We start from the raw sequence: 25,842 nt of genomic DNA on the forward strand, positions 1-25,842 counted from the left end.
TATTCCCCCGCCCGGGCCCACACTCACAACCCGCGAGGCAAGATGTCAGTTGGCGGAGGGGTCCTCGGGTGCGCCGTCGGGAAGTTCATCAGCGCGCTTGAAGTCGCGCTTAATGTTGGCGACTCCCTCTGGGTTGATCTCAAACCCGTAGGCGGCGCCGGGGTTGATCACCATGCCCAGTTCCTCGCCAATGTTGGCGATGATGGCTGCACCCTGGGTCCCCAGGACGTTCGGCGCCGCCTCGAGGTACTGCTCGTCAACCCGGCTGGGGTGCGAGAACACCGCCAAGACGGGGTCGCCGTCGGCGTTCGCCAAAACCAGCGGCTCCACCTGGGAATCTTCCCCCTCGATCCCGTCGGTGCTGATGACGTAGACCTCGCTGTTGAGGAAGGACAGGATGACGTCCACGGGGCTGCTCTCGGGCTGTCCGCCCAAGGCGAGCTTCTCTTCGAGTTCGTTGAGCGGCGTGGTGTCGGCTGTTCCGGGCTGTTCAGTCATGCATCTACTCGACCACGTTGGAGAGCCCGGCGCAATTCCACCGGTACTTACTTCTTGGCGGGAGCCTTCTTCTTGACCGGGGCCTTGCGGGCCGTTGTGGTGCGCTTGACCGGACCCTTGGCCCGCTTCTCGGCGAGGAGTTCTATGGCCTGTTCGCGGGTCAGTTCCTCCAGGGAGGTGGCTCGCGGGACGGTGATGTTGGTGATGCCGTCGGTGATGTACGGGCCGAAGCGGCCCTCCTTGACCACGATGTTCTTCTCGGAAACGGGGTCCGGTCCGAACTCGGCCAGCGGTGCCACGGCGGCACGCGCGCCGCGCTGCTTGGGCTGGGAGTAGATCTCCAGCGCCTGCTCCAGCGTGATGGTGAAGATTTCCTCTTCGGTACCGATGGAACGGGAGTCCGTACCCTTCTTCAGGTACGGACCGAAGCGGCCGTTCTGCACCGTGATGAGGTTACCCTCGGCGTCCTCACCCAGGGCGCGGGGCAGGCTCATCAGCTGCAGCGCTTCGTCCAGGGTCACGGAATCCACGGTCATGGACGCGAACAGCGAACCGGTGCGCGGCTTGGCCTTGACGGGCTTTTTCGGCGGCTTCGGCTTGCCGTTTTTGTAGTACTCAACGGGCTGGTTGGCCAGCTGTTCCTCGGTCATCTCGGGGATGACTTCGGTGACGTACGCGCCGTAGCGGCCGTTCTTGGCGACAACGCTGTGCCCGGTGTGGGGGTCGTCGCCCAGTACGCGTTCTTCCGGCGCAGCCGTTTCCATCAGTTCGATGGCCTTCGCCGCCGTCAGTTCGTCCGGCGCCAGGTCCTCGGGGACGTTGGCGCGGGAGTTCTCCACGATTTCGCCGGTCTTGGCGTCCACCGTGGCGGCGGAGCTTTCCAGGTACGGGCCGAACTTGCCCACCCGCAGCGTGATCTCATCCGTGATGGGAATGGAGTTGATTTCCCGGGCGTCGATCTCGCCCAGGTTGTTCACGATGCTGAGCAGGCCCGGATCGGAATCTTCACCGTAGTAGAAGTGCTTGAGCCAGGCAGACCCAACCGCCTGGCCGTTGGCGATCTTGTCCAGGTCGCCTTCCATGTCTGCCGTGAACTCGTAATCCACGTAATCCGTGAAGTGCTGCTCGAGCAGGCGGATCACCGAGAAGGCGATCCAGCTGGGCACCAGCGCGGAACCCTGCTTCCGGACGTAGCCGCGGTCCTGGATGGTGGAAATGGTGGAGGCGTAGGTCGACGGGCGGCCGATGCCCTTCTTCTCCAGCTCGGCTGTCAGCGAAGCTTCGGTGAAGCGCGGCGGCGGCGAGGTCTCGTGGCCCACGGCCAGAATGTCCGACGCCGTGAGGGCATCGTCCTTGGCCACGTTCGGCAGCCGCCGGGCTTCGTCGGAGTCGTCGTCCCCGCGGCTTTCGTCCTTGCCTTCTTCATAGGCGGCCAGGAAGCCGGGGAAGGTGACGACGGTACCGGAGGCGGAGAATTCGGCGTCCCGGCCATCGGTGGCCACGGCGCCCAGGCGGATGGTCGCCGTCGAGCCCTTGGCGTCGCCCATCTGGGACGCGACGGTGCGCTTCCAGATCAGCTCGTACAGGCGGAACTCGTCACCGGAGAGCTGCTTGGCCACCTGGGCGGGGGTGCGGAAGGAGTCACCGGCGGGGCGGATGGCCTCGTGGGCTTCCTGCGCGTTCGCAGCCTTGCTGGTGTATACGCGGGGGGACGCCGGGATGTATTCCGGGCCGTACAGCTCGGAGGCCTGGCGGCGGGCGGCCGTAACGGCTTCGTCGCTCAGCGCCGAGGAATCGGTACGCATATAGGTGATGTAGCCGTTTTCGTACAGCCGCTGGGCCACCTGCATGGTGCTCTTGGAGGAGAAGCGCAGCTTGCGGCCGGCCTCCTGCTGCAGCGTGGAAGTGGTGAACGGCGCTGCGGGACGACGGGTGTACGGCTTGGTGTCCACGGACCGGACATTAAAGTCCGCATCCTGGAGACCCGCGGCCAGCGACGTGGCGAGTTCCTCGTTGAGGTGTGCCGCATTGCGCGAGGTCAGTTCGCCGTTGTCGTTAAAGTCCCGGCCCGAAGCCACCTTGGCTCCGTCAACCGCAGCGAGCTTCGCCTTAAACGAACCGGAACCGGCCCCGAACTGGCCGGTGAGGTCCCAGTAGGAGGCGGCCTTGAAGGCCATACGTTCGCGTTCACGGTCCACCACCATGCGCGTGACCACGGACTGCACGCGACCGGCGGACAGGCCGCGGGCCACCTTGCGCCACAGCACCGGGGAAATCTCGTAACCGTACAGGCGGTCCAGGACGCGGCGGGTTTCCTGGGCGTCCACCAGGGCCGTATCAACATCGCGCAGGTTGTCCATGGCGCGGTGGATGGCTTCCTTGGTGATTTCGCCGAACGTCATCCGGTACACGGGGACCTTGGGCTTGAGCACTTCCAGCAGGTGCCACGCGATGGCCTCGCCCTCACGGTCCCCATCGGTTGCGAGATAGAGAGCGTCGGCATCCTTGAGGGCGGCCTTCAGCTCAGTGACCTTTTTCCGCTTGTCCGCGGACACCACGTAATAGGGTTTGAAGTCGTTTTCGATGTCGACGGCGAACTTGCCCACCGAGGTTTTCTTCAGTTCTGCGGGGAGCTCAGACGGCTGCGGCAGGTCGCGGATGTGACCGATGGAGGCCTCTACGATGAAGCCCTCGCCGAGGTACTTGGCGATGGTCTTGCTCTTGGCCGGAGACTCCACAATCACGAGTTTCTTGCCTGTTTTGGCCTTGCTTGGCACGGTGCTCCTACAGAAAAAGGTTGCGCGGGCAGATGAGCCCATATTGGCCTAGTTCACCATATTTTGGACAATCGTGCGCATTCATGTGGAAAAACCGCTGACTCATCAGGCACGTCCGGGACCCCGATTGGGGGTGTTCCGGAGCCCGCCAAACCACTATTCAGCAGGCTCGGAAGGAACCAGGAAACCGTCGCTGACCAGGTTCGCGACGTCGTCGAGCAGCCCGGCCCGGAACGCGTCGCCGTCGAACCCGTCCTCCCCGGCAAGGCTCCCGCCGAGCAGCGCCGCGAGGGCACCGATGATCTGACCGACGGTGAGGTCACCGTCGCAGGCGGAGACAAATCCGGCGAGTTCGGTGCTGAGCAGATTGGTCCGGCGCAGGCCCGCACCCTGGCGCAACAGGATCACGCCGGGGTGCTCGGCGCCGGGACGCTGATGGCGTTCCTCGGTGACGTCGTCCGGCACGAGCAGGTGCGCGTCCGCCAGGCTGTTGACGGCCAGCCAGTCGGAACGCTCGACGGCGGCGCCCAGGTGAGGCCCGATGGGCTGCTCAATGGGGTACGTGATTTCCTCGAAACGGCTGATGGAGGCGGCTGCGGGACCCGCTTCTGGTCCAGCGACCTGTCCTGTGACCGGCGGCCGGCGCAGCCAGATCATCCCGAAGCCGATCCCCGCCACGTTCCGGGACGCGAAGTCCGCCAGGTAGGCGGCGTAGGCGTCCCGGTAATGCTTCCGGTCGCGGGATTCGGAGGCGTCCTGCAACCACGTTTCGGCGTATTGCTCCGGGCCCACCTGCTCGCGCTGGATGAACCAGGCATCCGCGTCCGGACCGATCCAGCTCTTGGGCCGCTCGTGCCACTCGGTCCCGGCGGGAATTTCCCAGTTGCCCAGCAGCTGTGCGGTGCCGCCGGGGGCAAGGGCACCGGGCAGCGCCGCCACGAGCGAGGACACAATGTCATCGCCGGGCAGGCCGCCGTCGCGGTAGGTGAACTGCCCGGACGCGTGCTCGCCCAAGGTCCGCGGCGTGATGACAAACGGCGGGTTGGACACCACCAGCTCGAATTCTTCGCCGGCCACCGGCTCCAGGAGCGACCCCATACGAAGGCTGACCCGGTCCTCCATCCTGTCCGCGTCCAGGTGCAGGGCCTCGGCATTAAGTAGAAGGTTAAACCGGGTGAAGGCCAGCGCCCGCTCCGAGATGTCCGTTGCCGTCACGTGCTCGGCATGGTGCAGGAGGTGGAAGGACTGGATGCCGCAGCCCGTGCCCAGGTCCAGTGCCTTCGTGACGTGGCGTCGGACGGTGGTCTGCACCAGCGTGGTGGACGCCTGCCCGATCCCGAGCACGTGATCGTGCCGCAGTACTCCGGCCTGCTGGTGCGCCGCGAGGTCGCTGGCCACCCAGAGCTCGGCGCCGCCGCTGCCGTCCTCATTTGAATCCCAGCCGTACGGCCGCAGATCCGCTTTTGCCTGCAGCAGGTCCTGCGCCGACTGATCCGCGCCAGGCAGATCAGCGCCGGGCACGGGCTCGAGCAGCCCCAACTCCACCAGGCCGTCGGACCGGATTCCCGGCAGGGCGGCGTCGAGCGTTTCCCGCGTTTGCGGTTCCGCCAGCAGCCAAAAACGTACGACGGCGGCGAGCGCCGCCGTCGTATTCTCACCGTTCGCTGCGTCACCCTCTGTGGCGCTTTCGGTGGCGAGCAGCGCCGGGATGATCTGGTCCCGGTTCAGCGCGTTGTAGGCTGACTCGCCCAGCAGCCCGGCCACACCGTCGAGCGTGTAGTCCACCCGGCGCAGGTCCGCGGCGAGGGCCGTCAGCAGCCCGGGGAGGTCGCTGCGCGGGGCATCGGGGGTGTTGCCGGCCAGGAAAAGCGTGGAATCAGTCACCGCCCAAGTCTATTGGCGGGTCGACAGCCTGCTGACGGGCTACAGGCTCTCCGTCGCGTAGATCTTCAGGGTATCCCGGACGAAGCCGGTTCCCTCCACGCCGCCGTAGTTCTTGGCGAACCGGGGATCCGCAACGTACATTTCGCCGAGCCCGGTGACGTATGCCTTGACGTCACCCTTGTCTCTGTTGCCCTTGCCGTCGCCCTTGCCGCGGGCGTCCGACGCCGGTGTGCCCGGGATTCCGGTCAGCCATTCGACGTGCCGCCTGGCGATGTCCTGAGCCTCCGCGCTGTCCGGTGCGATACCCGCCGCGGCGGCGGCGATCCAGTCCTCGCCCAGCTGCTGCGAGCGCTGCTTCCACGCTGCCTTCTGGTCGGCGCTCATGCCGCGCCACCACGAGTCCCCCTTGGCGTAGGCGTCCATGCCCCAGCGTTCCTCCACTTCGTCCTTGTACTGCGTGTGGTCGAAACCGTTGAACATGTCTTCTGCCATGATTTCGCCACCTCCTTTCACTGCTTGGATGGTTTGTGTGACCGACGCGATCTGCCGCGCCAGCCTGTCCTGTTCCTGCTTGAGCCACTCGAGATGCCCGGTGAGCGCCTTGGCTGCGTCCGCTTCGTCGTCGAGCACCTGGCTGATCACCGGCAGGCCCAGCCCCAGCCCGCGCAGGAGCAGGATGCGCTGGAGCTGCACGAGCGCATCCTGGTTGTAGTGGCGGTAACCGTTGTTGCCGGTGCGGCTGGGCTTGAGCAGGCCGATACCGTCGTAGTGCCGCAGCGTCCTGCTGGTGGTGCCTGCGATCCGGGCTATGTCCTGGATGGACCAGTCCATGTGTTCCTCCTTCCTGGTGTGTTTGAGGGTCCGGGGTCCTGTTCCTGCTAATGGTTCAACAATAAATGTTGACGTAGCGTCAAGGTCAAGGGCCTGAATCACGGAGCGCAGATGGGGCCGGGTAAGTTTGGAAGCATGGTTCTATTTCCTTCCTCCCTGCCGCGCGCCCTCTCCGCTGTGGCTGCAGCAGCTGTCCTTCTGGGCGTCTCCGGCTGCGCGCAGCAGCTTTCGGTGGAGAACGCCGATGTGCCGGCCTGGAAAGCCACTGCTATGCCGTCGGCCAGCGGCATTGTTGCCGAGGATGCCGGCAAGATTCTCAACGCCCAGCCGATTGACCGTACGGAGGACGTTCCGGCAGGCAAGTACACGCTGACACTCGTCTGCGAAGGCGGAGGCAAGGCCTTCCTCGCAGTGCGGTCCGGCGGCAAGGAACTCGCCGACCTCGGGGCGGCCTGCTACGGCGCGCGGGAGTCCGTCAAGATCACACTCCCGGAATCCGGACCGCTGGAGCTCAGCGTCTCCAGCGTTGACGCGCCGCTGATCTACGCCTACCAGCTGGTAACCGCGGGTTAGTTGCCAGCCACTCGCCGGTAGGCTCGCGGAATGACGCTTCTTGGGGGAAAGTCCGTTGCTCGCCGATCGATGCAGCTGGGAGCTTCCGTGCGCGCCTTCACGGGGCACAGGCTTGCGGGGCGCAGTGCTGCGGCGGCCGCCTGCACGCTGCTGGCAGCTTTCGGGCTGAGTGCGTGCGAGTACGCGGATTCCGAACCCCTGCCAGGAGCGAGCACCGCGGCGCTGCCACCGGTTCCCGGCGATGGACCGGCCAGCCCCGGCGCTCAGGAAGAGGCCCGCCAGCTTGAGCGGATCGCCGATGTGGAAGCGCAACTCGGGCCGGAAACGGACCGCCGGGTGGCCTCGATGCTGGGCGGCATGGGAAACACCGGCTCGAGCCTGATGGGTTTGGTGCCGGACCACGGCTCCTATCTCATCCGGGCAGCCTGCAGCCCAAGCCCCGGCCCCGGCCCCGCGCCCGCGCCCGCGGCGAAGCTCACCGTTTCGCAGGGCGGCGTCCAGCTCCTTGACCTTGAGGTTCCTTGCGGCGATCCCTTCGAATCCACCCTGCAGCTGACCGCCGGACGGGTGACGGCTACGCTGTCACCCACCAGCGGCGGAGAATCGGTCGCCGCCCTCCGCATTGAGAAGGCTCCTGCAGAACCGCCAACCAGTCCAACCCCCGCTGCCCCGGCAAGCAGCAGCCCCTAACCCCCTCCATTGACCAGCCGTCCCCTCACTTCCTCGGGGCTCTGGATTGGGGTCCGTGCCGGGCATAGAGTCGGAGTATGCCCGCAACGCAGGGGGCGCCGCCGCCCCGCAGGGCGGTACTTCGTCCGGGCGCTTGCCCGCCCCGGTCAGTCTCCGTGCGCACCCGGGTGAGGGCCGCCGTCGTACTCTGGACGGCGGGCGCCTTGGTGGCCGGATCTGCGCTCGCCGGATGTGAATACACGTACGACGAAGGGTGGCGGCCCGCCGAGAACGCCCCGGCAGTGACCGAGCCGGGGCCGCGCGCTGAGCTGTGGCAGAACGATCCCGTCAGCGACGCCGAAATGGAGGCGTGGCTGACGGAGTCCCAGGTGGGGCCCGGCCTGCAGGTGGTGCATAGGGAATTCGGCCTGTTGCGGGCCGAAGAAATCCGGACCGACGCCACGGCGCCCCTGGCCACCGGAACCTACGTCCTGGTCCTGGTGTGCCGGAGCCAACGGCGCGTCGACTACAAAGTCCGCAACGACGAATTCACCATGGTGGACCTCAGCCTGCGCTGCGGATCCCGGCGCGAAAGCGTGATCTACCTGTCCAAGGAAACGGTGCTGCGTTTCCAGGTTGAAGCGCAGTCCCCCGCCAATTTCGCTTACCGGCTGGCCCGGCTCTGAACTTTTTCTGCCTGCCGGCTCGGAACCGGCCGCACCTTTCAGGCCACGCAGCCTTCGGGGCAGCGCAGCGTCTCCGGGCTGGCGGCACACTCGGCGCAGTACAGCGTCAGTGTGCGGCAGCTCGGGTTGGAGCAGTTCTCGAATTTACTGGTGGGAGCGGCACAGCGGACGCACTCACCGATAGTCTTCGCGTCCTCGCTGAATTCCAGGTGCATGCGTTTGTCGAACACGTAGAGCGAGCCTTCCCAAAGGCCCTTGTCCTTGAACGTTTCGCCGTAGCGGACGATGCCGCCGTCGAGTTGGTACACCTGCTTGAAACCGCGGTTCACCATCAGGCTGGAGAGCACCTCGCAGCGGATGCCGCCGGTGCAGTACGTGACCACCGGTTTGTCTTTGAGGGCGTCGTACTTGCCGGAGTCGAGCTCCTTGATGAAATCGTGGGTAGTGGCCACGTCGGGGACGATCGCGTCCTTGAACTTGCCGATCTGGGCTTCGAAGGCGTTGCGGCCGTCGAAGAACACCACGTCCTCGCCGGCCTGTTTCGTGGCCTCCACCAGTTCGTGCAGTTCTTCGGGCTTGAGATGGGTGCCGCCTCCCACAACGCCGTGCTCATCCACCTTGAGTTCGCCGGGCGCGCCGAAGGAGACGATCTCGTCCCTGACCTTAACGCTCAGCCGCGGGAAATCCTCCGCGCCGCCGTGGGACCATTTCACGTCGATGCCGTGAAAGCCCTTGTATTCGCGTGTGGTCTTGACGTATTGCTTGACCGCGCCGATCTCGCCGCCCACCGTGGCGTTGATGCCGTCCTTGGAAAGGAGGATGCGTCCGGTCAGCCCGAGTTTTTCGCACAGGGCACGCTGCCAGAGCCGCACCGCGTCCGGATCAGCGATGGGGGTAAAGCCGTAAAAGAGCACAATTCGGTTCAAAGCCACGTATTTAAGGGTACTGGGTTGCCGGGCACCGGAACCGCCGGTTGACCGGGCTACGGTTGCCCCGCTGCGATGCCGGCGTCGCGCCTGTTCAGGGCGGTTTCGGCCGCCCGGTAGCCCAGGACGACGACGGCGAAGGTCACCACGGTTGCCGTCACAGCGGCCCCGACAGCATCGGCGCCATTGTTGAGGGAGAGTGCTGCAGCGCCGTCCCCCAGAAGCCGTGGCACCAGGAACAGGACGAGCGACTGCAGCAGTCCACCGAGTCCTGGCCGGTTCCCGCCTTCAGGGTCGGGACGGGAACCCAGGAACACCACAGGGTATGTCTGCCGGCGGTGGATCAGAAGACCAGCTGCCAGCGGGATGAGACCGCAGGCAAGCCAGAGCCAATAGCTCAGTCCGGTGGCCGCCTCCCAGTACCTGGCGCCGCCCACACCCGCGAAGGTCGCGGCGACGCAGACCAGCAAGGACAAAGGAAAAGTGTACGGAACGGCATCTTCTGTGGCAGCGGGCATTCCGTCAGTCTTGTCGGGTCACGATTGCATAAGCAAGTCATATCGGGGCACCCTACCCCTGTTGCTTATGTCGGGGCTGGAATACCCTCATGACATGAGTCCGGACGCCTTGGTTGAAGACATCACGCACCTTCTGGAAGTCTGGGTAGCCGGCTGGGCCGGCTGCCGCGGTTACCAGAAATCAGTTGAGGGCCGCTTCCCCGCTGCACTGCGGGCCGACACCACCGGGGAATGGGAATACTTCGCCCACGACCCCTCCGCTGACGAGTTCGCGGCGCTGGCTGCGAAGACCGCCGAGGCTCCGGCAAGGGTCCTGACCATCCTCAGCAACAACGTCGCCCGCTTCGCGGCGCTGGCCCAGCAGAACGGTCTGAACGTCACGTCCGCATCGCAGGCCATGATGATTGTGGACATGTCCACCCAGGATACGGAAGATCCGTGGCTCTCCGACGATGACCTGAACCTGGTCACCTCCGAACTCGACGGCGTCCACCACGCGGTGGTCCGCTCGGGTGACACGGTGGCGGCGAGCGGCAGGGTTTTTGTGGTGGGCGAGACTGCAGTGTTCGACAAGATTGTCACCGAGGCGGCGTTCCAGCGCCGCGGCCTGGGCAGCTTCATCATGAAGGCCCTTGCGGCGCAGGCCATCGGACCGGATGTGGAGAACGGCCTGCTGCTGGCCTCCATCGACGGCCAGAAGCTGTATTCCCATCTGGGCTGGTCCACTGTTTGCCGCGTACTGATGCTGTCCACGTCTGACGAAGGCGCAGACCTTTCCGTAGGGTGATTTTTCCCCGGGTGAAAGAATGTTGGGGTGAACCCCCATGACTCCCTGATTCCTTTGCTGGGCCGAGGCCCGGACCCGGAGCAGCTGCGTCATGTCCGCACCATCCCAGCCCGGCAGGCAGTCCACGAACCGTGGCCAGCGTGGGCACATCCGGATCTCGTGGCCGCATATGGTTCCCTCGGCATCCACGAGCCCTACCGCCACCAGATCCAGGCCGCCAACCTGGCCCACGGCGGCGAGCATGTGGTCATCGCCACCGGCACCGCCTCCGGAAAGTCCCTGGCCTACCAACTGCCTGCGCTTGACGCCATCCACCGCTCCGAGCTGCGCGTGCTGTCCGAACCGGGAAAAATCCACGACGACGGCGCCGTGACGCTTTATCTCTCGCCCACGAAGGCGCTGGCCGCTGACCAGCTGGCAGCCATCCGATCCTTGAAACTGCCCACCGTTCGGGCCGAGACGTACGACGGCGATACCGACCCCGCGTCCCGCCGGTGGATCCGGGACCACGCCAACTTCATCCTGGCGAACCCGGACATGCTCCACTTCGGCATCCTTCCCAATCACGCCTGGTGGGCCAGCTTTTTCCGGCGGCTGCGGTACGTGATTGTGGATGAGGCCCACAGCTACCGTGGGGTGTTCGGCTCGCACGTGGCCAACCTGATGCGCCGGCTGCGCCGCATCTGCGCGTACTACGGTGCCGGGACGACCCACCCCGGTCCGGTGTTCATCGCCGCCTCTGCCACGGCATCGGAGCCAGGCACATCGTTTGGCCGCCTGATCGGGGCGCCGGTCCGGGCCGTTGCCGAGGACTGTTCGCCGCACGGTTCCACCACCGTCGCGTTCTGGGAACCTGCATTGACCGAGCTCAAGGGCGAGAACGGCGCCAAGGAACGCCGCACCGCTGTTGCTGAAACGGCCGACCTGCTGGCGAACCTGGTTTCGTCCCGGATCCGGACCATCGCTTTCATCAAGTCCCGCCGCGGTGCGGAGACAATCGCTTCGATCACCAAGCGCCTTCTGGACGAAGTGGATCCCAGTCTGCCGCAACGCGTGGCCGCCTACCGTTCCGGGTACCTTCCGGAAGAACGCCGGGCCTTGGAAAAGGCCCTCCGATCCGGCGAACTGCTGGGTGTCTCCAGCACCTCCGCCCTTGAACTGGGGATCGACATTTCCGGGCTGGATGCCGTCCTGGTGGCGGGCTGGCCAGGCACGAGGGCGTCGCTGTTCCAGCAGATCGGCCGGGCGGGGCGCGCGGGCCAGGATGCCATCGCCGCATTTGTTGCCAGCGATGATCCGCTCGACACCTACCTGGTGAACCATCCCGAGGCGATTTTCGACGTGTCGGTGGAGGCCACCGTCTTTGATCCCTCCAATCCGTACGTGCTGGGGCCCCACCTCTGTGCCGCCGCCGCGGAGCTTCCGTTGGGCGTGGCCGAACTGGGCCTTTTCGGCGGCACAGCAGAGAAGCTGCTGGGCCAACTCGTGGCGCAGGGCTATCTGCGCCGCCGGCCGGCGGGCTGGTTCTGGACGCACTCCCAGAGCGCTGCCGCCATGGTGAACCTCCGCGCCGACGGAGGCGGACCGGTGAGCATCGTCGACGCCGACACCGGCTCCCTGCTCGGGACCATGGACGCGCCCCAGACGCACTACCAGGCGCACACAGGGGCCATCTACATACACCAAGGCGACAGCTATGTGGTGGAGGACCTGAACGAAGACGACCACTGTGTGGTGGTGCGGCGTGCCAACCCCGATTACTACACAACGGCCCGGGACGTGACCCAGATCGAAGTGCTCGAAACACTCCGGACTGAGCACTGGGGCGATGTTGCCGTGCACTTCGGCGATGTGAAGGTGACAACGCAGGTGGTTTCCTTTCAGCGCAAGGCCTTGATTTCGAATGAAATCCTGGGTGAGGAGCCGCTGGAGCTGGGCGCCCGGGATCTGTTCACGAAGGCCGTTTGGTTTGTTGTGGAGAACCGCTCGCTGACGGGCGCCGGGCTTATCGAGGCGCAATTCCCGGGGGCCCTGCACGCCGCCGAGCACGCAGCGATCGGATTGCTGCCGCTGGTGGCCTCCAGCGACCGCTGGGACATCGGCGGAGTGTCCACGGCCATCCACGCCGACACAGGCGTGCCCACCATCTTTGTGTATGACGGGCACCCTGGCGGTGCGGGCTTTGCCGAACGCGGCTTCGACAAGGCAAAGGTGTGGCTCTCGGCGACGCGCGACGCCATCAAGGCGTGTGAGTGCGAGTCGGGCTGCCCGTCCTGCGTCCAGTCCCCCAAATGCGGGAACAAGAACAATCCGCTGGACAAGGCTGCCGCCGTCATGCTCATCGACGTCCTCCTCAAAGACGCCCGTGAAATGCCTCCCCGCGGTGCGGAATTCATGGCAAGCGCGGAGCCGTTCAGCACCACATCCACTCAGGGCGGCGGGCCGGCCCGCGCCTGACCGGTGGCGGCGCCAACCAGTGTCCGTGCATTCAGCTCCGTTCGGACCATGACGGTCTGGCCGGCCCCTTCCGTACAGCTGACGAGAGCGGCCGCATGGCGGGCTGCTACCTCGGCGGCCACCGTGCAGGGGTCTCCGGACGTAATCCCGCGCAGGGCATCGGCCGCGGCAAGGGCAGCGAGGTCCGCCGCTGCCGCGGCCCTGCTGGCCATCACCGCGGACTGCGCGAACAACAGCATCAGAGCCATCGCCATGATGACAACCAATGCCAGTCCCGCGGCCAGGACTGTTCCCGAACCGCGCTCCGGATTGTCCCCGAATTGCCTGTTCACGCCGACTCGTCCTCCGAGGCCCGGACCGGCTCGAAGCGCGGAGTGGCCGCGGCCGACGGCGTTTCGCTCCGCGTGGTGGCCTTGGCTGTGAGAGTCCAGGGCACTGTTGCCCCCAGTGGTCCGCCCACACCGGCAGCCACCGTAACGCTGAGCCAATCGCCCTCGGCCGCAACGGACGCCGTTGCCGACGTCCCCGCCAAGGTCCTGACGATCCCCTGCACTGCGGCCGGGTCCTCGCCCCGGGCCAGCGCCCTGGCGCCGGCACGCGCCGCCTCCTCGAGCCTGAGCTGGGTTACGCCCGCGGAGGCTCCGGCCAAGAGCAGTGCGAGGAGCAACAGGACTGCCGGCAGCGCGACCGCGAACTCCGCCGTCACGGCGCCGTGGGCATTCCCCGGCCCACGCCGCCGGCAACGGAACGAGGCTGCCGGTCCCAGCACCACGCGGTTGTCCCCGCCCTGGTCCCAGCGGCTGCTGCGGTCATTAGCCCGTTGCAGCGCTGCCGGCGACAGACTCATGGCAAGGCCAGCGCCGTGCGGATGAGGTTCAACAGGAATCCGCGTACTTCGTCGCTGCGGAGAATGAACACGAGAAGTCCGGCGAACCCCACGGCGGCCAGGGTGGCTATGGCGTATTCGGCCGTTGCCATTCCAGCTTCTGAACCTGAGAGCCGGCGCCTGCGCTTCTTCCGCTCGCTGGCACCGGGGTAAAGCTCCACAACGTTGGTCCCGTGCTCCGCAGCCAGCTGGCGTTGCCCTGCCCCGCCACCCGATCCTGTGTTGGCGTGTGCTCCCGAGTCCCGTGGCGCGGTGCCCGTTGCTCCGGTGCTGAGCTCCGGTGCCGGGACGGCGGAAAGGCTGTTTTGGATGATGGTCATGGTGACGGTTTCCCTTCTGTGCTCCGGCCGAGTTGCCGGCTGCTTCGACTCTTCCCGGCTCCGCAGGTCTCGGTAAGGGCCAACATCCTCTAAGTGGATAAGCGCGGCTTTGAGCTGAATGTGGAGGACGGGACGGGGTGTGGCGGAAGGGACCGGGAGTCAGGACCCGGACGGCACCAGTGCCAGCAGGACCGGGACAACGCCCAGGCAGATGAAGGCCGGGAGCGAGCACAGGCCCAGCGGAATGACCAGCTTCACGCCGAGCGAGGCCGCCCGTTTCTCCGCAGCGCGGAACCTTTCCCGGCGAAGCCTGGCAGCCTGCGCGTAAAGGATGGCCGACGACGGCGCTCCGGTCAGGGCGGCGAACCCCAGTGCGTCACGCAATTCCAGGATTTCAGGAAGCCTGACTTCAGAACTGCGCCAGGCGGTCTCCCAGTCGGCTCCGATGGCGAGCGCAGACACCACCGGACGCAGCGCCTTGCCGTAGTCCGTGGAGGCCGAGGCTGCGACGAGTTCCAGTGACCGTCCAATCCCTGACCCCGCGTCCAGCATCGCGGCCACGAGCTCCAGCATCATCGCCGTGTCACGCAATCCGTGAAGACGGCCGCCCTGGGTGAGTGCTTCATCGGCCCCTTGCGACCCCGCACCCACTTCCCCTCGCAGTCTGAGCAGTCGCTTTCGGACCCGGCTTGGCTGCGAAAGGGCAAGGCAAGCGGCAGCAGCCAGAACAACTACCAAGGCAAGCCCCGGCACAAGAATGTCCGTCATGGCACACCGGCCCCTGCGGCAGCACGGACCAGGCGTGCGGACCAGATTCTTCCGGCGATAGTGAGGCCCACTCCCGCTCCGAGCGCCGCCATTCCCAGCGGGGTCCCGATCAGGATGGCCAGGGGATCCACGCCCAGCGCTATTCCCAGGCCCAGTCCCATCAGCGGGAGCCACGTCAGGAGACTGACCGTGGCTTTGGGTCCGGCGAGGGCTGTCTGCCGTGCGGCCTCGGCATCGTCTTCCACTTCCAGTTGTGCCGCGAAACGCGCCAGGACATCGGCCAGCGGACAGCCGCTGGCTTCGGCAATGTCAAAGCAGGCGGCCAGCTCACACCAGATCCGTAACTCCCTGCTGTCGGCGCGCGAAAACTCCGTTTGCGCGGCCTTCCTGATCGCCTCAGACACCGGTGCGCCCCGGGACGCTGCCGCCCGGACGGCGCCAAGCATCACCATGGAACCTGCGTTGAGGCTCGGACCGCTGCGCCCGGCCGCTGACCCACGGGATGGTGCCGTCCTTCTCGCAGGGTCCTGCGGCGCGCATGAACCTGCGTCCGTTTGCGCGGAACCTGGCTCCCGACGGCCACCGTGGACCAACCACAGTTCATCCCATAGCCGCGCCGGGGTGCGGCCGCCCTTCAGCAGCGCAGCAAGCTGCTGCACCACAAGGGTCAGGGACAGGTCACTCCGTTCCTGTCCGGCACGACGCACGTTGCGCCACGAGCCGCCCGTTCTGGTGCCACCGGACCCGGGGCGAACCCCACCAGCGAGGCCTGGTCCCGCACTCCCCACGGCCCGCCAGAAACGGCCTGTGGCACCGCCGGGCGGACTGAAGAGCAGCACGACCGCCAGCCCGAGGACCACGGCCAGAAGAAGTGTCATGCGTCGGCACCCGCCGCGGGGGACACTCCCAGCCGCGAGCTCAGCGCCTCCCAGGCAGGGCCGGTGCCGAGCTGGCCGCGCCTGGCTTCCAACGCCGGAACCACGGTAAGCCCGCCGGGACCGTCCTGCACCACGCCCACGCAGGCAACATGCCGCCCGTGGCTGGACCGCTCCACATGGACCACAACGTCCAAGGCGCTGGCTGCCTGCAGCCGGACCGCGTCCTGGCCCATGCCTGCCAGTGCGCCCAAGGCTGTCAGGCGGGCCGGGACAGCGGTGGCAGCGTTCGCATGGATGGTCCCTCCCCCGCCGGTGTGACCGGTGTTCATGGCAGTCAGGAGTTCCCGCACCTCGGCGCCGCGGCATTCCCCCACCACCAGCCGGTCCGGCCGCATCCGCAGTGCCTGCCGGACGAGTTCGCCGAGATCCACTTCGCCGCCGCCTTCCAGGTTTCCGTGACGCGACTCGAGCGAAACAATGTGCGGATGGACGGGGTTCAGTTCGGATGCGTCCTCGATCAGCACCAGCCGTTCTGCCGGGGAGCACAGCCCCAGCAGGGTGGAGAGCAGAGTGGTCTTCCCGGAACCCGTGGCTCCGCTGATCAGGAAACTCAGCCGCTGATCAACAACGCGTTCAAGAACGTCGTGGACCACGCCGCCGAACATGCCGCCGGCACGGAGTTCGTCCATGGAGAAGACCTGCTCCCGCCGGATCCGGACACTCAGCAGGGTGCCGGCCGTCGAAATCGGCGGCAGGACGGCGTGGACGCGGTAACCGCCGTCGAGCCTGACATCAACGCACGGGGACCCGTCGTCCAGCCGCCTGCCGCCGGCGGCCACCAGCCGTGATGCCAACGCCCGCACCTGTGCCTCCCCGGAAAACGAAACCCCTGCCGGTTCGATGCCCCGACCCCGGTCGATCCACACCGAGTCCGGGGCGTTGACGAAGATGTCGGTGACGTGGACGTCCCGCGTCAGTTCCTGGAGCGGGCCAAGCCCGTTCAGCTCGGCGCTGATCCGTTCCACGGCGGCGAGGGAGCCGGCGGTCCCCAGCAACCGCCCGGTGGCCTGGACGGCGGCGGCGACCCGGGACGGGGTGACAGGTCCGGCGTCGGCCATAACGGATTCACGGACCGTTTCCAACAGCGTCGAATCCAAAAAGCGCGGGTCCAGGACGCGGGTCTGCCGACGGCGTGCCCCGGTCCGCTGGTCCGGGGGCGACGGCGGCGCGACTGGCTGCCGCGCGTTCACGGCAGGTCTCCGACGGGGATGTCGCCGTCCAGCAGATCGAGCACCGAGGCGGCGAAATGCCTGACGCTCCGCCGTTTGCCCACGTCAAGGAGCCGCCCGTTTTCCCCGGCCGCCGTAACGCCGCGCAGCTCCGGAACCCGGCCGTGGACCGGCAGCCCGACGGCGTCCGCAATCAGTCCGCCGTCCAGCGCGGCACCGGCCTTGCCCCGGACCAGGAGGGCCGCCTCAACCGGCGGAAGCTCGTGGAGCAGCCGGGCTGTAGCCACCGCGGCCTTCAGCTGCGCCGGCACAACCACCAGGATGCGGTCACAGTCCCAGGCAAACATGCGCACGGGCTCGGCGCCCCGGCCGATGTCCACCACCACCAGTTCATAGCCCCGCCGGGCCGCATCCAGCACGCCTCCTGTGGTGGCGGCATCCACCGCTGCCTGACGGTCGCGGCTGCCGGGCCAGGACAGGAAGGAAAACCCACCGGCGACCGGCAGTGAGTCGACCAGCTGCTGGGGATCGATGCTTCCGCTCGCGTCGGACAGGTCGGGCCAGCGCAGCCCCGGCGTCTCCTCAGCCGCCAGCGCCAGTTCCAGGCCACCACCCCACGGGTCCCCATCAACCAGCAGTACGCGCACACCCAGCCCGGCCGCCGCCTGGGCGATCCAGATTGCCGCGGTGGTGGCGCCGGCACCGCCGCAGCCGCCTGTTATGCCGAGTACCAGCCCTCCCGCTTCGGGCGACCGCGACCGGCTCAGGTACTCTGCCAGCCATGCCGAGGCATCCGGAAGCACCGCCACCCGCTCCGCTCCGAGGGCTGTGGCCAGGTGCCAGAGACTGTCCCCCTCCCCGTTCAGGCCCACCAACACGGCAGGGGCCCGTCGCCGTGGCGGCAGCTCACGGACATCGCTCCCCACCAACACTGCGGCCGCGGCGTCCCAGTACTTGGCGGCATCAGCCACGTCCGCCACCACTCGCAGCTGGCCGCCAGCGGCAGCCACAATCCGTTCCACTTCGCCCTGCAGAAAGTCGTAGCCGGTGACCAGGAGAACCTCGGCACCAGCGGGGTCCGGCAGCCAGGCTCCCGCAGCCTGTCCCGAGGCAGGCGCACGGGACCTGGAACCACGGGACTGGGAACCGCCGGAGTCAGATCCATGGGGAGGGGAGGGCCGGGCGCGGGACAGCTGGGTGGAAGGCCGCTCGGAAGGGGGTGGAGATAGCTGGTGCCTGCTCATGAAGCAACTCTCCACCGTACTCAAGGGAGAGAAACAGGGGTATGCCACCGTATGTGGACAACTCCCCCGAACGACCAGCCCGAACGACGTGGCCGAGAAACCGGGCCGCCTACTGCTTCCCGTATTTGCGGTGGACACCCTGTTTGCTGACCCCGAGGCACAGTGCGATCGCCTCCCAGGACAGGCCCGCCTGCCTGGCCTTGCGGACCAGCGACGCTTCGGTGCGGCCCACTTCCTTCTGCAGTTCCGCTACCGCAAACAGCGCTTCAGCGGGACCCTTCCCGTGCATCGATGCCACTAGCGTTTTCATTCGCTCTATCTCCATTCGTCAACGTTAGTGACGCGTGAAGGCCAGGCAACATATGGTTGACAGGCCCCCATAATCCTGGCGTTCACGTCACAGCCCACACCACGGCACACGCCCCACCCGCCCGGTCCACCCGCGCCCCCGCCACAGGGCAGAATTGGACCTATGTATTTGCTGCTCGCCGCCCACGCCCACGGCGCAGCCCTCCAGCAGGTCACCCAGGCCGGCGATCCGCATCCCGACCGCCCCGAACCGCGCCTCATCAGCGCAGGTGAGCTGGCCGGCGTCGTACGCCACCTGGAAAACCGGCCCCGCGAGGCGCCGCCCCGCTGGATCTGGCACCGAACCCAGGACTGGTACCCCGCGCTGCTGGCGGCGGGCGTGGAAGTGGACCGCTGCTATGACCTCAGCCTGTGCGGCAATATCCTGGCGTACTCGCAGTTCACCGCCCACACGGAGTACGCCCGGAACGCCGAAAAGGAACCGCTGGACGATCCCCAAGAGCTGCCCCGCGCCCTCCAGCCGCCGCCCCCGCCGGCGGACCAAGGCGCGCTCTTTGACGACGTTCGCCCCCGGACACCGCGTCACACCCTGGCGGAGCTCCGCGCAGAATATGCCGCGCAGCAGGCAGCCGTGGCCTCGGCGGCTCCGGAAGAAAACAAGCGGAAGCGGCTCCAGCTGCTGCTGGCCGCCGAATCCGCCGGCGCCATGATCGCCGCGGAGATGCAGCACACCGGCGTCCCCTGGCGGGAGGACCTGCATGAGCAGATCCTGGCCGACCACCTCGGGCCGCGCCCTCTGTCCGGTCACCGCCCCGCGAAGCTGGAGGCCCTGAACACCGAACTGCGGGGGCTGCTCAACTCGCCGGGGCTGAACCCGGACTCGCCGCAGGAGCTGATGCGAGCCCTGCACCGCAACGGCATCGAGGTGAAAAGCACGCGGCAGTGGGAGCTGATGGAGTCCAGCCATCCTGCCATTGAACCGCTCCTCGCCTACAAGAAACTGTCCCGCCTGCACACCGCTAACGGCTGGGCCTGGCTGGACGCGTGGGTGGCCGACGGCCGTTTCCAGCCCGAGTATGTGGTGGGCGGCGTGGTGTCCGGCCGCTGGGCCTCGCGGGGCGGCGGGGCCCTGCAGATCCCGCGCCAGATCCGCGGCGCGGTCCACGCGGATCCCGGCCACAAGCTCATCGTCGCGGACGCCTCCCAGCTGGAACCCCGGGTGCTGGTGGCGCTGGCGCAGGACTCCAAAATGGCTGAAGCGGCGCGCGACAAGGACCTGTACGCCGGCATCGCCGCCCAGGGTTTCGGCGGCGACCGCGCCAAAGCGAAAGTCGCCCTCCTGGGCGCCATCTATGGCGCCACCACGGGCGAATCCGGGCGCCTGATGCCGCAGCTGGCACGGACCTACCCGCGCGCCGTCGGCTTTGTGGAGCAGGCGGCGCGCGACGGCGAGGCCGGCGGCACCGTGACCACCCGGCTTGGCCGGAGCAGCCCGCCGCCGTCGGAAGGGTGGTTCCGGAGCCAGCAGTCGGCCACTGCCGAGGAGCAGCGCCGCGCAGAATCAATTGCCCGTTCGCGCGGCCGCTTCACCCGCAACTTTGTGGTGCAGGGATCCGCCGCTGACTGGGCGGCGTGCTGGCTGGCGGAAATACGACGGCGGCTGCGGGCCTTGCGTGCGGACGGTTCCGTTCAGGCGGAGCTGGTGTTCTTCCTGCATGACGAGGTGATGGTCCACGCCCCCGAGGCCGGCGTCCAGGCCTGCATCCGGGCCATCGAGGAAGCCGCCGCCGCTGCGAAGGAACTGCTGTTCGGTCCTATCCCGGTGGAATTCCCCGTCAGCGTGGCCGTGGTGGATTCCTACGACAACGCAAAGTAGCAAAGGCCCCGCGGGTAGACCGAAGAAACCTACCCGGGAGTAGCTGGTCGAACTTCTGTGACCATGGTTACATCAGAGCAGCGACTGAAGCAGACGGTCCAGCTATTCATGCAAAAACGCGTATCAAGGGAGGTCCGGCCTATGGCGGGCAGGTTGGAAATACATAGTGCAAGTGACGAGTGCTATCGGATCAGGCTCACCGACTCAAACGGAAATACCGTGGCGGTTTCGCCTGCCTTCAAGCACCTCGGTGCATTGAAGGCCGGCATCACTGCCCTGCGTGAAAACGCGGCCACCGGCATTGTTGTTGATCTTCGGCAGCAGCCGCTCACCAGCTAAGCCGGTGCGCTCCAGCTAAGCCGGCGCACCCACGCTACGGGCCACACCCACGCTAGAAGACCACCTCGTGAAGCCGGGTCCGGTCCCACGGCACAGCCCAGCCCAGCTGCTCAAAGAGGCCATCCAGGATGATCCCGGTGAAGCCCCAGACCAGCACACCGCTGACCGCGAAGGCGGGGCTGCTGAAGGTCCTGCCATCGCGGCTGACCGTGGCCGTCACCCGGTTGGCCGGGTCCAGCAGGTCCCGGACGGGGATCCGGAAAACCTGGGCGGATTCCGCGTAGTCCACCACGTGCACCGGCGACGGCGACGCCCACCACCCGAGCACCGGCGTCACCAGGAAGTTGCTGCGGGCCAGCCCAAGCTCCTGCAGCACGCCGAGGACCTCCACACCGGCGGAGTCCAGCCCGGTCTCCTCTTCGGCTTCACGCAGGGCTGCGGCAACCGGAGTTTCGTCCCCGTCGATGGAACCACCTGGAAAGGCGACCTGGCCGGGGTGGGAACCCAGGGTGTGCGCGCGCTCCAGCAGCAGGACGTCAAGATCCGCCGCGGCGAGGGGTTTGCCGGAGGCGGCCGGAACGTCGTCCAGCACACCGAAAAGCATCAGGACTGCGGCCTTGCGGGCTATGGTTTCGTCCACGGTCAGGGCCGCCCAAGCCGTATTCGGCGCCGTGACGTCGCCGCCGTCCGATCTGCGCACCAGGTCGACCAGGTCCTGGCGTGCGCTCACGGGAGCCGCCTCTGCGATTCCATCCGGATTTCAGCGGCGCGGTGGGTCTCCGCAAGCAATCGTTCCAAGAGAATCTCGCTCCCGGGCGCCAACTCGTACTTTAGGAGTTTGGCGGCCTTGACGGGATCGGTCTCGCCCAACCCGTAGCTGGGGCACCAGTTCGCTACCGGACACGCGCCGCAGGCGGGCTTGCGTGAGTGGCACACCCGCCGCCCGTGGAACACCACCCGGTGCGAGAGCATGGTCCAGTCCTTGGGCTCAAACAGTTCAGCGACGTCGAATTCGATCTGCACCGGATCCTCGGAAGTGGTCCAGCCGAAGCGCCGTGCGAGCCGACCGAAGTGCGTATCCACGGTGATCCCGGGGACACCAAAGGCGTTGCCCAGCACCACGTTCGCGGTCTTGCGTCCCACTCCCGGCAGCCTCACCAGGTCCTCCAGCCGGCCGGGGACCACACCGTCGTACTCGTCCACGAGGCGCGTGCTCAGTGCCAGCACGTTCCTCGTTTTGGCCCGGAAAAACCCGGTGGGCTGCAGGATCACTTCCAGTTCGGCGGGATCGGCCTCTGACATGGCGCGGGCGTCCGGGTAGCGCGCGAACAGGATTTTGGTGACCTGGTTGACCAGCACATCGGTGGTCTGGGCCGACAGGACCGTGGCCACGACCAGCTCGAACGGGTTCCGGAAGTCCAGCTCCGCATGGGCATACGGGTACTTCTCCGCCAGGGCCCTGTTGATCCGTCGCGCCCGGCCCTTCAACGCCAGCAAAGACTCCGGGGCTGTTATGGCCGGGCCGGATCCGGGTCTACGGGACGTGGCCATCGGGCCGGCTAACCGCGCTCGATGTTGCTGAGGTCGCGCAGCACGCCCACGCGTCCGTCGGTGTGCTGGACCAGGAATTCGTGGCCCCGGTCTTCCAGGGCCAGCACCCAGCCGCCCGGTTCAATCACAAAGGCGGGGGCACCGGTCTGGGGGTCCACTGCGGTCCGGTGCTGGGCCACGGCAAACCAAAACGCCTCATGCGCCGGCTCTTCGTATGATTCTTCAGGCCTGGAAGCCGGATCCACGGTGGCACCGATGGGCTCCACGCTGCGCACCTGCTGATGCACGGCCGTCGCCGCAGGTTCCTGGGCAGACTGGCGCGCCGCGGCAGCGACGCCGGTGCCGGCGTCGTGGTTTGTTGCTTCAGGAGCAGCGGCGGCGGACGCTGTAGCGGCCGGGGCAGGGGCAGCCGGAGCCGAGGCCGCCGTCGCGGTGTCACCCATCGTGGTCTCCGCAACGGCAGGCGCCCCGGAGGCGCCCGCCGTTGAAGGGGAAAGCACGACGTCGGCCGCCTGGGTTGCGGGGCTCGCGTCGCCGGCAGCGGACCAATCGCTGACCTCAGGGGCGGAGGAGACGGCAGCGGCGGCAGCCGGGGTAGAGGCGGCCGGTGCGGAAAAGGCCCCAGCCGAAGCGGCGGGGGTGGCGGCACGCGCAGATGTAGCCGCTGCTGCAGAGGTTGCTGCAGGCGCGGAAGCCACCGGGACGGGCGCGACCGCAGGCTTGGCTTCCTTGGGCGTGTGCGGCTTGGGCAGCGGGACAGCCGAGTCGCGCGCCATCACGTGTGCCGGGGTTTCGTCGCGCCCCAGGAAGTCGCCGGCGAAGTACGGAATGAACCGGCTCAGCACGGTCCCCGCGAACAGCACGACGGAACCGACCAGTCCCACCAACAGGCTGGGCACATAGCCCGCGGCCGTGGAAACGAAGAAGAACGCCAGTGCAAAGGAAGCAACCACAGAAGCGAACTGGTCAACGGACAGCGAGCCGATGCGGACCTTCGTGGCGGGGGCGAGCCGGCGGGCAACAAAGAGTGCCGTGACAATCAGCGGCAGCACAATGCCCAGGCCCAGGAAGAACAGGCTGCCCGCATTCCAGAGATTAAACCGGCCGAAGAAAACCGGCAGCAGCGAGGCCACCAGCAGAATGAGGGTGGCGGCGAAAACCGTCAGGTCCCGCAGCGTGAACGGACCCAGCACGGCCTGGTTGGTGGTGCCTGGCTTGGCACCGGCCGGCTTCTGCTCGCCCTTCGCGGAGCCGCCCCCCGGGGTGGTGCCAGGCCCTGCCTCGGTTGCACGGCCAAATTTCCGGCCGAAGCTTTGCTGGTTCATTCTGTACTCCTTAGCGTGGCGGCACCGGGACGGTTCCGTCCCAAAACTGTGCCGTCCGAAACGGCGGCAACCGCCAGGCCCGGCAGTGATGCACCGGATCCGACAGCTCCGTAGAAAGTCACAATTCAATCTCAGCCTAGCCAACCGCATGGCCGATCACTAGCTGATCCGCAGCGGCAGGAAGCCAGTGAGCAGGGTCCTTTAACCATTCACCGCTAAATAAATGCCGTTCGCGGGCGCCTTTGTGACAGCGAACACATCGCGGCCCCGGCGCGTATTAGGCTTGATTCCGGAACAGCTCTTTGCGGAATGTCCGTGATCGGCCGCTGCCCAATGCCGCGCAAAGCGGCGGAGCACGGCCGGGCGACGGCAGCCGCTGAAAAGACCGATGAATGATGAGGTTCACCATGTCTCAGGACACTCCCGGCTCCACCGCCACCGCCCCCGCAGCTTCCGTGCAGACCGACCAGCAGGGCGACGCCTTTGAAAACCTGCTGCACGAAAACCGTGCTTTCGCCCCCAGCCCCCAATTCGCTGCCGACGCCGTTGTCACCGCCGCTGATTATGCAGAGGCCGACGCCGGCCGCCCGGCTTTCTGGGCGAAGCAGGCCCGCGAACTGCTCACGTGGAGCAAGGACTTCGACCAGGCACTGGACTGGTCCAACCCGCCGTTCGCCAAATGGTTCGTGGGCGGAGAAGTCAATGCCGCGTACAACGCGCTGGACCGGCACGTGGAGAACGGCCTCGGGGACCGGGTGGCCATCTACTTCGAGGGCGAACCCGGCGACACCCGCACCTACACGTACGCCCAGCTCACCGAAGAGGTCAAGAAGGCAGCGAACGCCTTCGAGTCCCTCGGCGTTGGCAAGGGTGACCGGGTGGCCGTCTACCTGCCCATGATCCCGGAGGCCGTCATCACGCTGCTGGCCTGCGCCCGCATCGGCGCGGTGCACTCCGTAGTGTTTGGTGGCTTCTCCGCCGACGCCCTGCGCTCCCGGATCGAGGACGCCGAAGCCAAGCTCGTTGTCACCGCGGACGGCACCTACCGCCGCGGCAAGCCCAGCGCGCTCAAGACCGCCGTGGACGATGCCCTGGCCCGGCCCGGCCACACGGTCCAGAACGTTGTGGTGGTCAAGCGCAACGGCCAGAACGTGGACTGGCACGAAGGCCGGGACCACTGGTGGGCGGACACCGTGGAGCTGGCCTCCGCCGAGCACAAGGCCGTAGGCCACGACTCCGAGCACCCGCTGTTCATCCTGTACACCTCCGGGACCACGGGCAAGCCCAAGGGCATCCTGCACACCACCGGCGGCTACCTCACCCAGGGCGCCTACACCCACAGGGCCGTGTTCGACCTGCACCCCGAAACGGATGTCTACTGGTGCACGGCCGACGTCGGCTGGGTCACCGGCCACACGTACGTCGCCTACGCCCCGCTCATCAACGGCGCCACCCAGGTGATGTACGAGGGCACCCCGGATTCGCCGCACCAGGGCCGCTGGTGGGAGATCATCGAGAAGTACAAGGTCTCCATCCTGTACACCGCACCCACGGCCATCCGTACGTTCATGAAGTGGGGCCGGGACATCCCGGACAAGTACGACCTGTCCTCCCTCCGGGTCCTTGGTTCCGTGGGCGAATCCATCAACCCCGAAGCCTGGATGTGGTACCGGGACGTCATCGGCGGCAACAACGCACCCATCGTGGACACCTGGTGGCAGACCGAAACCGGCGCCCAGATGATCGCCCCGCTGCCCGGCGTCACCGCCACCAAGCCCGGCTCGGCCCAGGTCCCGCTGCCCGGCATCGCCGTGGACGTCGTCGATGAGCAGGGCGAATCCGTGCCGGACGGCCACGGCGGCTTCCTGGTGATCCGCGAGCCCTGGCCTGCCATGCTCCGCGGCATCTGGGGCGACCCCGAGCGGTTCAAGGAGACCTACTGGTCCCGCTTCGAAGGCATGTACTTCGCCGGCGACGGCGCCAAGAAGGACGAAGACGGCGACATCTGGCTCCTGGGCCGCGTGGATGACGTTATGAACATCTCCGGGCACCGGCTCTCCACCACCGAGATCGAATCCGCCTTGGTGTCCCACCCCTCCGTGGCCGAAGCCGCCGTTGTGGGCGCCGCGGACGAGACCACCGGCCAGGCCGTCGTCGCGTTCGTGATCCTTCGCGGCGACGCCGTGGACTCCGGCGAGGCCACCATCCAGGAACTCCGCAACCACGTGGGCAAGGAGATCGGGCCTATCGCCAAACCCAAAACCATCCTCGTGGTCCCGGAACTGCCCAAAACCCGCTCCGGCAAGATCGTCCGCCGCCTGCTCAAGGACATCGCCGAGGGCCGCGAATCCGGCGACGCCACCACCCTGGCCGACACCACCGTCATGGCCCAGATCGCGGCGTCCCTGCGGAAGTAGGTGGGGCGGGTGGCGAGGGGCGGCAGTCATCCTCCGCGCTCTGCTCGTTCCTCGCTCTGACGCGCGCTTCCGGATAACTGCCACACCTCGTCGA

25 protein-coding genes are annotated in these 25,842 nt (G+C 67.1%); 8 read left to right on the forward strand and 17 right to left on the reverse strand.

Annotated features, from left to right (window positions below):
- Positions 1-45: 45 nt before the first annotated feature.
- The 4 genes from ACQCSW_RS17580 to ACQCSW_RS17595 all read right to left on the reverse strand — a co-directional run bounded on the left by ACQCSW_RS17580 (position 46) and on the right by ACQCSW_RS17595 (position 5,990).
- On the reverse strand, positions 46-498 hold the full coding sequence (locus ACQCSW_RS17580) for an SseB family protein (protein WP_426987918.1): 453 nt from the start codon (positions 496-498) through the stop codon (positions 46-48).
- 47 nt (positions 499-545) lie between these two features.
- Positions 546-3,275: a type I DNA topoisomerase gene (topA, locus tag ACQCSW_RS17585; protein ID WP_426987920.1), complete on the reverse strand. Its 2,730-nt coding sequence runs from the start codon at positions 3,273-3,275 to the stop codon at positions 546-548.
- A 156-nt stretch (positions 3,276-3,431) separates the two neighbouring features.
- The gene (locus tag ACQCSW_RS17590; RefSeq protein ID WP_426987922.1) at positions 3,432-5,159 is read right to left on the reverse strand and encodes a DUF7059 domain-containing protein; all 1,728 of its coding nucleotides are present in this window, start codon (positions 5,157-5,159) and stop codon (positions 3,432-3,434) included.
- 39 nt (positions 5,160-5,198) lie between these two features.
- Positions 5,199-5,990, reverse strand: coding sequence for a MerR family transcriptional regulator (locus tag ACQCSW_RS17595; RefSeq protein ID WP_426987924.1), 792 nt, complete (start codon positions 5,988-5,990; stop codon positions 5,199-5,201).
- Positions 5,991-6,125: 135 nt separating this feature from the next.
- Here ACQCSW_RS17595 and ACQCSW_RS17600 point away from each other — a divergent pair, with 135 nt between their 5' ends.
- From ACQCSW_RS17600 to ACQCSW_RS17610, 3 genes are all read left to right on the forward strand, one after another.
- A complete protein-coding gene (locus tag ACQCSW_RS17600) occupies positions 6,126-6,563 on the forward strand; it encodes a hypothetical protein (RefSeq protein WP_426987926.1) in 438 nt (145 codons plus the stop codon).
- A 30-nt stretch (positions 6,564-6,593) separates the two neighbouring features.
- Positions 6,594-7,253, forward strand: a complete 660-nt coding sequence (locus tag ACQCSW_RS17605) for a hypothetical protein (RefSeq protein ID WP_426987928.1) — start codon at positions 6,594-6,596, stop codon at positions 7,251-7,253.
- Positions 7,254-7,330: 77 nt separating this feature from the next.
- The gene (locus tag ACQCSW_RS17610; RefSeq protein WP_426987930.1) at positions 7,331-7,918 is read left to right on the forward strand and encodes a hypothetical protein; all 588 of its coding nucleotides are present in this window, start codon (positions 7,331-7,333) and stop codon (positions 7,916-7,918) included.
- A gap of 38 nt (positions 7,919-7,956) precedes the next feature.
- Here the strand turns inward: ACQCSW_RS17610 and ACQCSW_RS17615 are convergent, their stop codons facing one another.
- A complete protein-coding gene (locus tag ACQCSW_RS17615; RefSeq protein WP_426987932.1) occupies positions 7,957-8,850 on the reverse strand; it encodes a rhodanese-related sulfurtransferase in 894 nt (297 codons plus the stop codon).
- A gap of 50 nt (positions 8,851-8,900) precedes the next feature.
- Positions 8,901-9,362 (reverse strand): hypothetical protein, encoded by a 462-nt coding sequence (locus ACQCSW_RS17620; protein ID WP_426987934.1) that lies wholly within the window; start codon positions 9,360-9,362, stop codon positions 8,901-8,903.
- Positions 9,363-9,456: 94 nt separating this feature from the next.
- On the opposite strand from ACQCSW_RS17620, the gene ACQCSW_RS17625 reads away from it, so the two are divergent.
- Positions 9,457-10,149: a GNAT family N-acetyltransferase gene (locus tag ACQCSW_RS17625; protein ID WP_426987936.1), complete on the forward strand. Its 693-nt coding sequence runs from the start codon at positions 9,457-9,459 to the stop codon at positions 10,147-10,149.
- A 27-nt stretch (positions 10,150-10,176) separates the two neighbouring features.
- Positions 10,177-12,606, forward strand: a complete 2,430-nt coding sequence (locus tag ACQCSW_RS17630) for a DEAD/DEAH box helicase (RefSeq protein WP_426987938.1) — start codon at positions 10,177-10,179, stop codon at positions 12,604-12,606.
- Here the strand turns inward: ACQCSW_RS17630 and ACQCSW_RS17635 are convergent.
- The 8 genes from ACQCSW_RS17635 to ACQCSW_RS17670 all read right to left on the reverse strand — a co-directional run bounded on the left by ACQCSW_RS17635 (position 12,579) and on the right by ACQCSW_RS17670 (position 18,256).
- Positions 12,579-12,938: an Rv3654c family TadE-like protein gene (locus ACQCSW_RS17635; protein WP_426987940.1), complete on the reverse strand. Its 360-nt coding sequence runs from the start codon at positions 12,936-12,938 to the stop codon at positions 12,579-12,581. The genes ACQCSW_RS17630 and ACQCSW_RS17635 overlap by 28 nt on opposite strands.
- Entirely contained in the window at positions 12,935-13,453 is a 519-nt protein-coding gene (locus ACQCSW_RS17640; protein ID WP_426987942.1) for a TadE family type IV pilus minor pilin, read from the reverse strand. The genes ACQCSW_RS17635 and ACQCSW_RS17640 overlap by 4 nt, the downstream gene beginning before the upstream one ends.
- A complete protein-coding gene (locus ACQCSW_RS17645) occupies positions 13,450-13,812 on the reverse strand; it encodes a DUF4244 domain-containing protein (protein WP_426987944.1) in 363 nt (120 codons plus the stop codon). Before ACQCSW_RS17645 ends, ACQCSW_RS17640 begins: the two co-directional genes overlap by 4 nt.
- 159 nt (positions 13,813-13,971) lie before the next feature.
- A complete protein-coding gene (locus ACQCSW_RS17650; protein WP_111909686.1) occupies positions 13,972-14,580 on the reverse strand; it encodes a type II secretion system F family protein in 609 nt (202 codons plus the stop codon).
- Positions 14,577-15,458, reverse strand: a complete 882-nt coding sequence (locus ACQCSW_RS17655) for a type II secretion system F family protein (protein WP_426987946.1) — start codon at positions 15,456-15,458, stop codon at positions 14,577-14,579. Before ACQCSW_RS17655 ends, ACQCSW_RS17650 begins: the two co-directional genes overlap by 4 nt.
- The gene (locus ACQCSW_RS17660) at positions 15,455-16,708 is read right to left on the reverse strand and encodes a TadA family conjugal transfer-associated ATPase (protein ID WP_426987948.1); all 1,254 of its coding nucleotides are present in this window, start codon (positions 16,706-16,708) and stop codon (positions 15,455-15,457) included. Before ACQCSW_RS17660 ends, ACQCSW_RS17655 begins: the two co-directional genes overlap by 4 nt.
- On the reverse strand, positions 16,705-17,931 hold the full coding sequence (gene ssd / locus ACQCSW_RS17665) for a septum site-determining protein Ssd (protein WP_426987950.1): 1,227 nt from the start codon (positions 17,929-17,931) through the stop codon (positions 16,705-16,707). The genes ACQCSW_RS17660 and ssd overlap by 4 nt, the downstream gene beginning before the upstream one ends.
- Before the next feature lie 109 nt (positions 17,932-18,040).
- Positions 18,041-18,256 (reverse strand): AsnC family protein, encoded by a 216-nt coding sequence (locus tag ACQCSW_RS17670; protein ID WP_426987952.1) that lies wholly within the window; start codon positions 18,254-18,256, stop codon positions 18,041-18,043.
- A 147-nt stretch (positions 18,257-18,403) separates the two neighbouring features.
- On the opposite strand from ACQCSW_RS17670, the gene ACQCSW_RS17675 reads away from it, so the two are divergent.
- Together ACQCSW_RS17675 and ACQCSW_RS17680 are read left to right on the forward strand one after the other, a co-directional pair.
- Positions 18,404-20,116 carry a bifunctional 3'-5' exonuclease/DNA polymerase gene (locus ACQCSW_RS17675; protein WP_426987954.1) on the forward strand — a complete coding sequence of 571 codons (1,713 nt, stop codon included), beginning with the start codon at positions 18,404-18,406 and terminating at the stop codon, positions 20,114-20,116.
- Positions 20,117-20,257: 141 nt separating this feature from the next.
- On the forward strand, positions 20,258-20,455 hold the full coding sequence (locus tag ACQCSW_RS17680) for a YegP family protein (RefSeq protein ID WP_426990727.1): 198 nt from the start codon (positions 20,258-20,260) through the stop codon (positions 20,453-20,455).
- Between the two features lie 52 nt (positions 20,456-20,507).
- Here ACQCSW_RS17680 and ACQCSW_RS17685 read toward each other — a convergent pair whose 3' ends face one another.
- Genes ACQCSW_RS17685 through ACQCSW_RS17695 form a run of 3 tightly spaced genes read right to left on the reverse strand, consistent with a single transcriptional unit; the run spans position 20,508 to position 23,331 of the window.
- Positions 20,508-21,185: an NUDIX hydrolase gene (locus ACQCSW_RS17685; protein ID WP_426987956.1), complete on the reverse strand. Its 678-nt coding sequence runs from the start codon at positions 21,183-21,185 to the stop codon at positions 20,508-20,510.
- The gene (nth, locus tag ACQCSW_RS17690; RefSeq protein WP_426987958.1) at positions 21,182-22,006 is read right to left on the reverse strand and encodes an endonuclease III; all 825 of its coding nucleotides are present in this window, start codon (positions 22,004-22,006) and stop codon (positions 21,182-21,184) included. Before nth ends, ACQCSW_RS17685 begins: the two co-directional genes overlap by 4 nt.
- 8 nt (positions 22,007-22,014) lie before the next feature.
- Positions 22,015-23,331 (reverse strand): hypothetical protein, encoded by a 1,317-nt coding sequence (locus tag ACQCSW_RS17695; RefSeq protein WP_426987960.1) that lies wholly within the window; start codon positions 23,329-23,331, stop codon positions 22,015-22,017.
- Positions 23,332-23,738: 407 nt separating this feature from the next.
- On the opposite strand from ACQCSW_RS17695, the gene acs reads away from it, so the two are divergent.
- The gene (gene acs / locus ACQCSW_RS17700; protein WP_426987962.1) at positions 23,739-25,748 is read left to right on the forward strand and encodes an acetate--CoA ligase; all 2,010 of its coding nucleotides are present in this window, start codon (positions 23,739-23,741) and stop codon (positions 25,746-25,748) included.
- The last annotated feature ends 94 nt before the right edge of the window (positions 25,749-25,842 follow it).

Source organism: Pseudarthrobacter sp. Y6 (assembly GCF_050156205.1).
GTDB lineage: Bacteria > Actinomycetota > Actinomycetes > Actinomycetales > Micrococcaceae > Arthrobacter.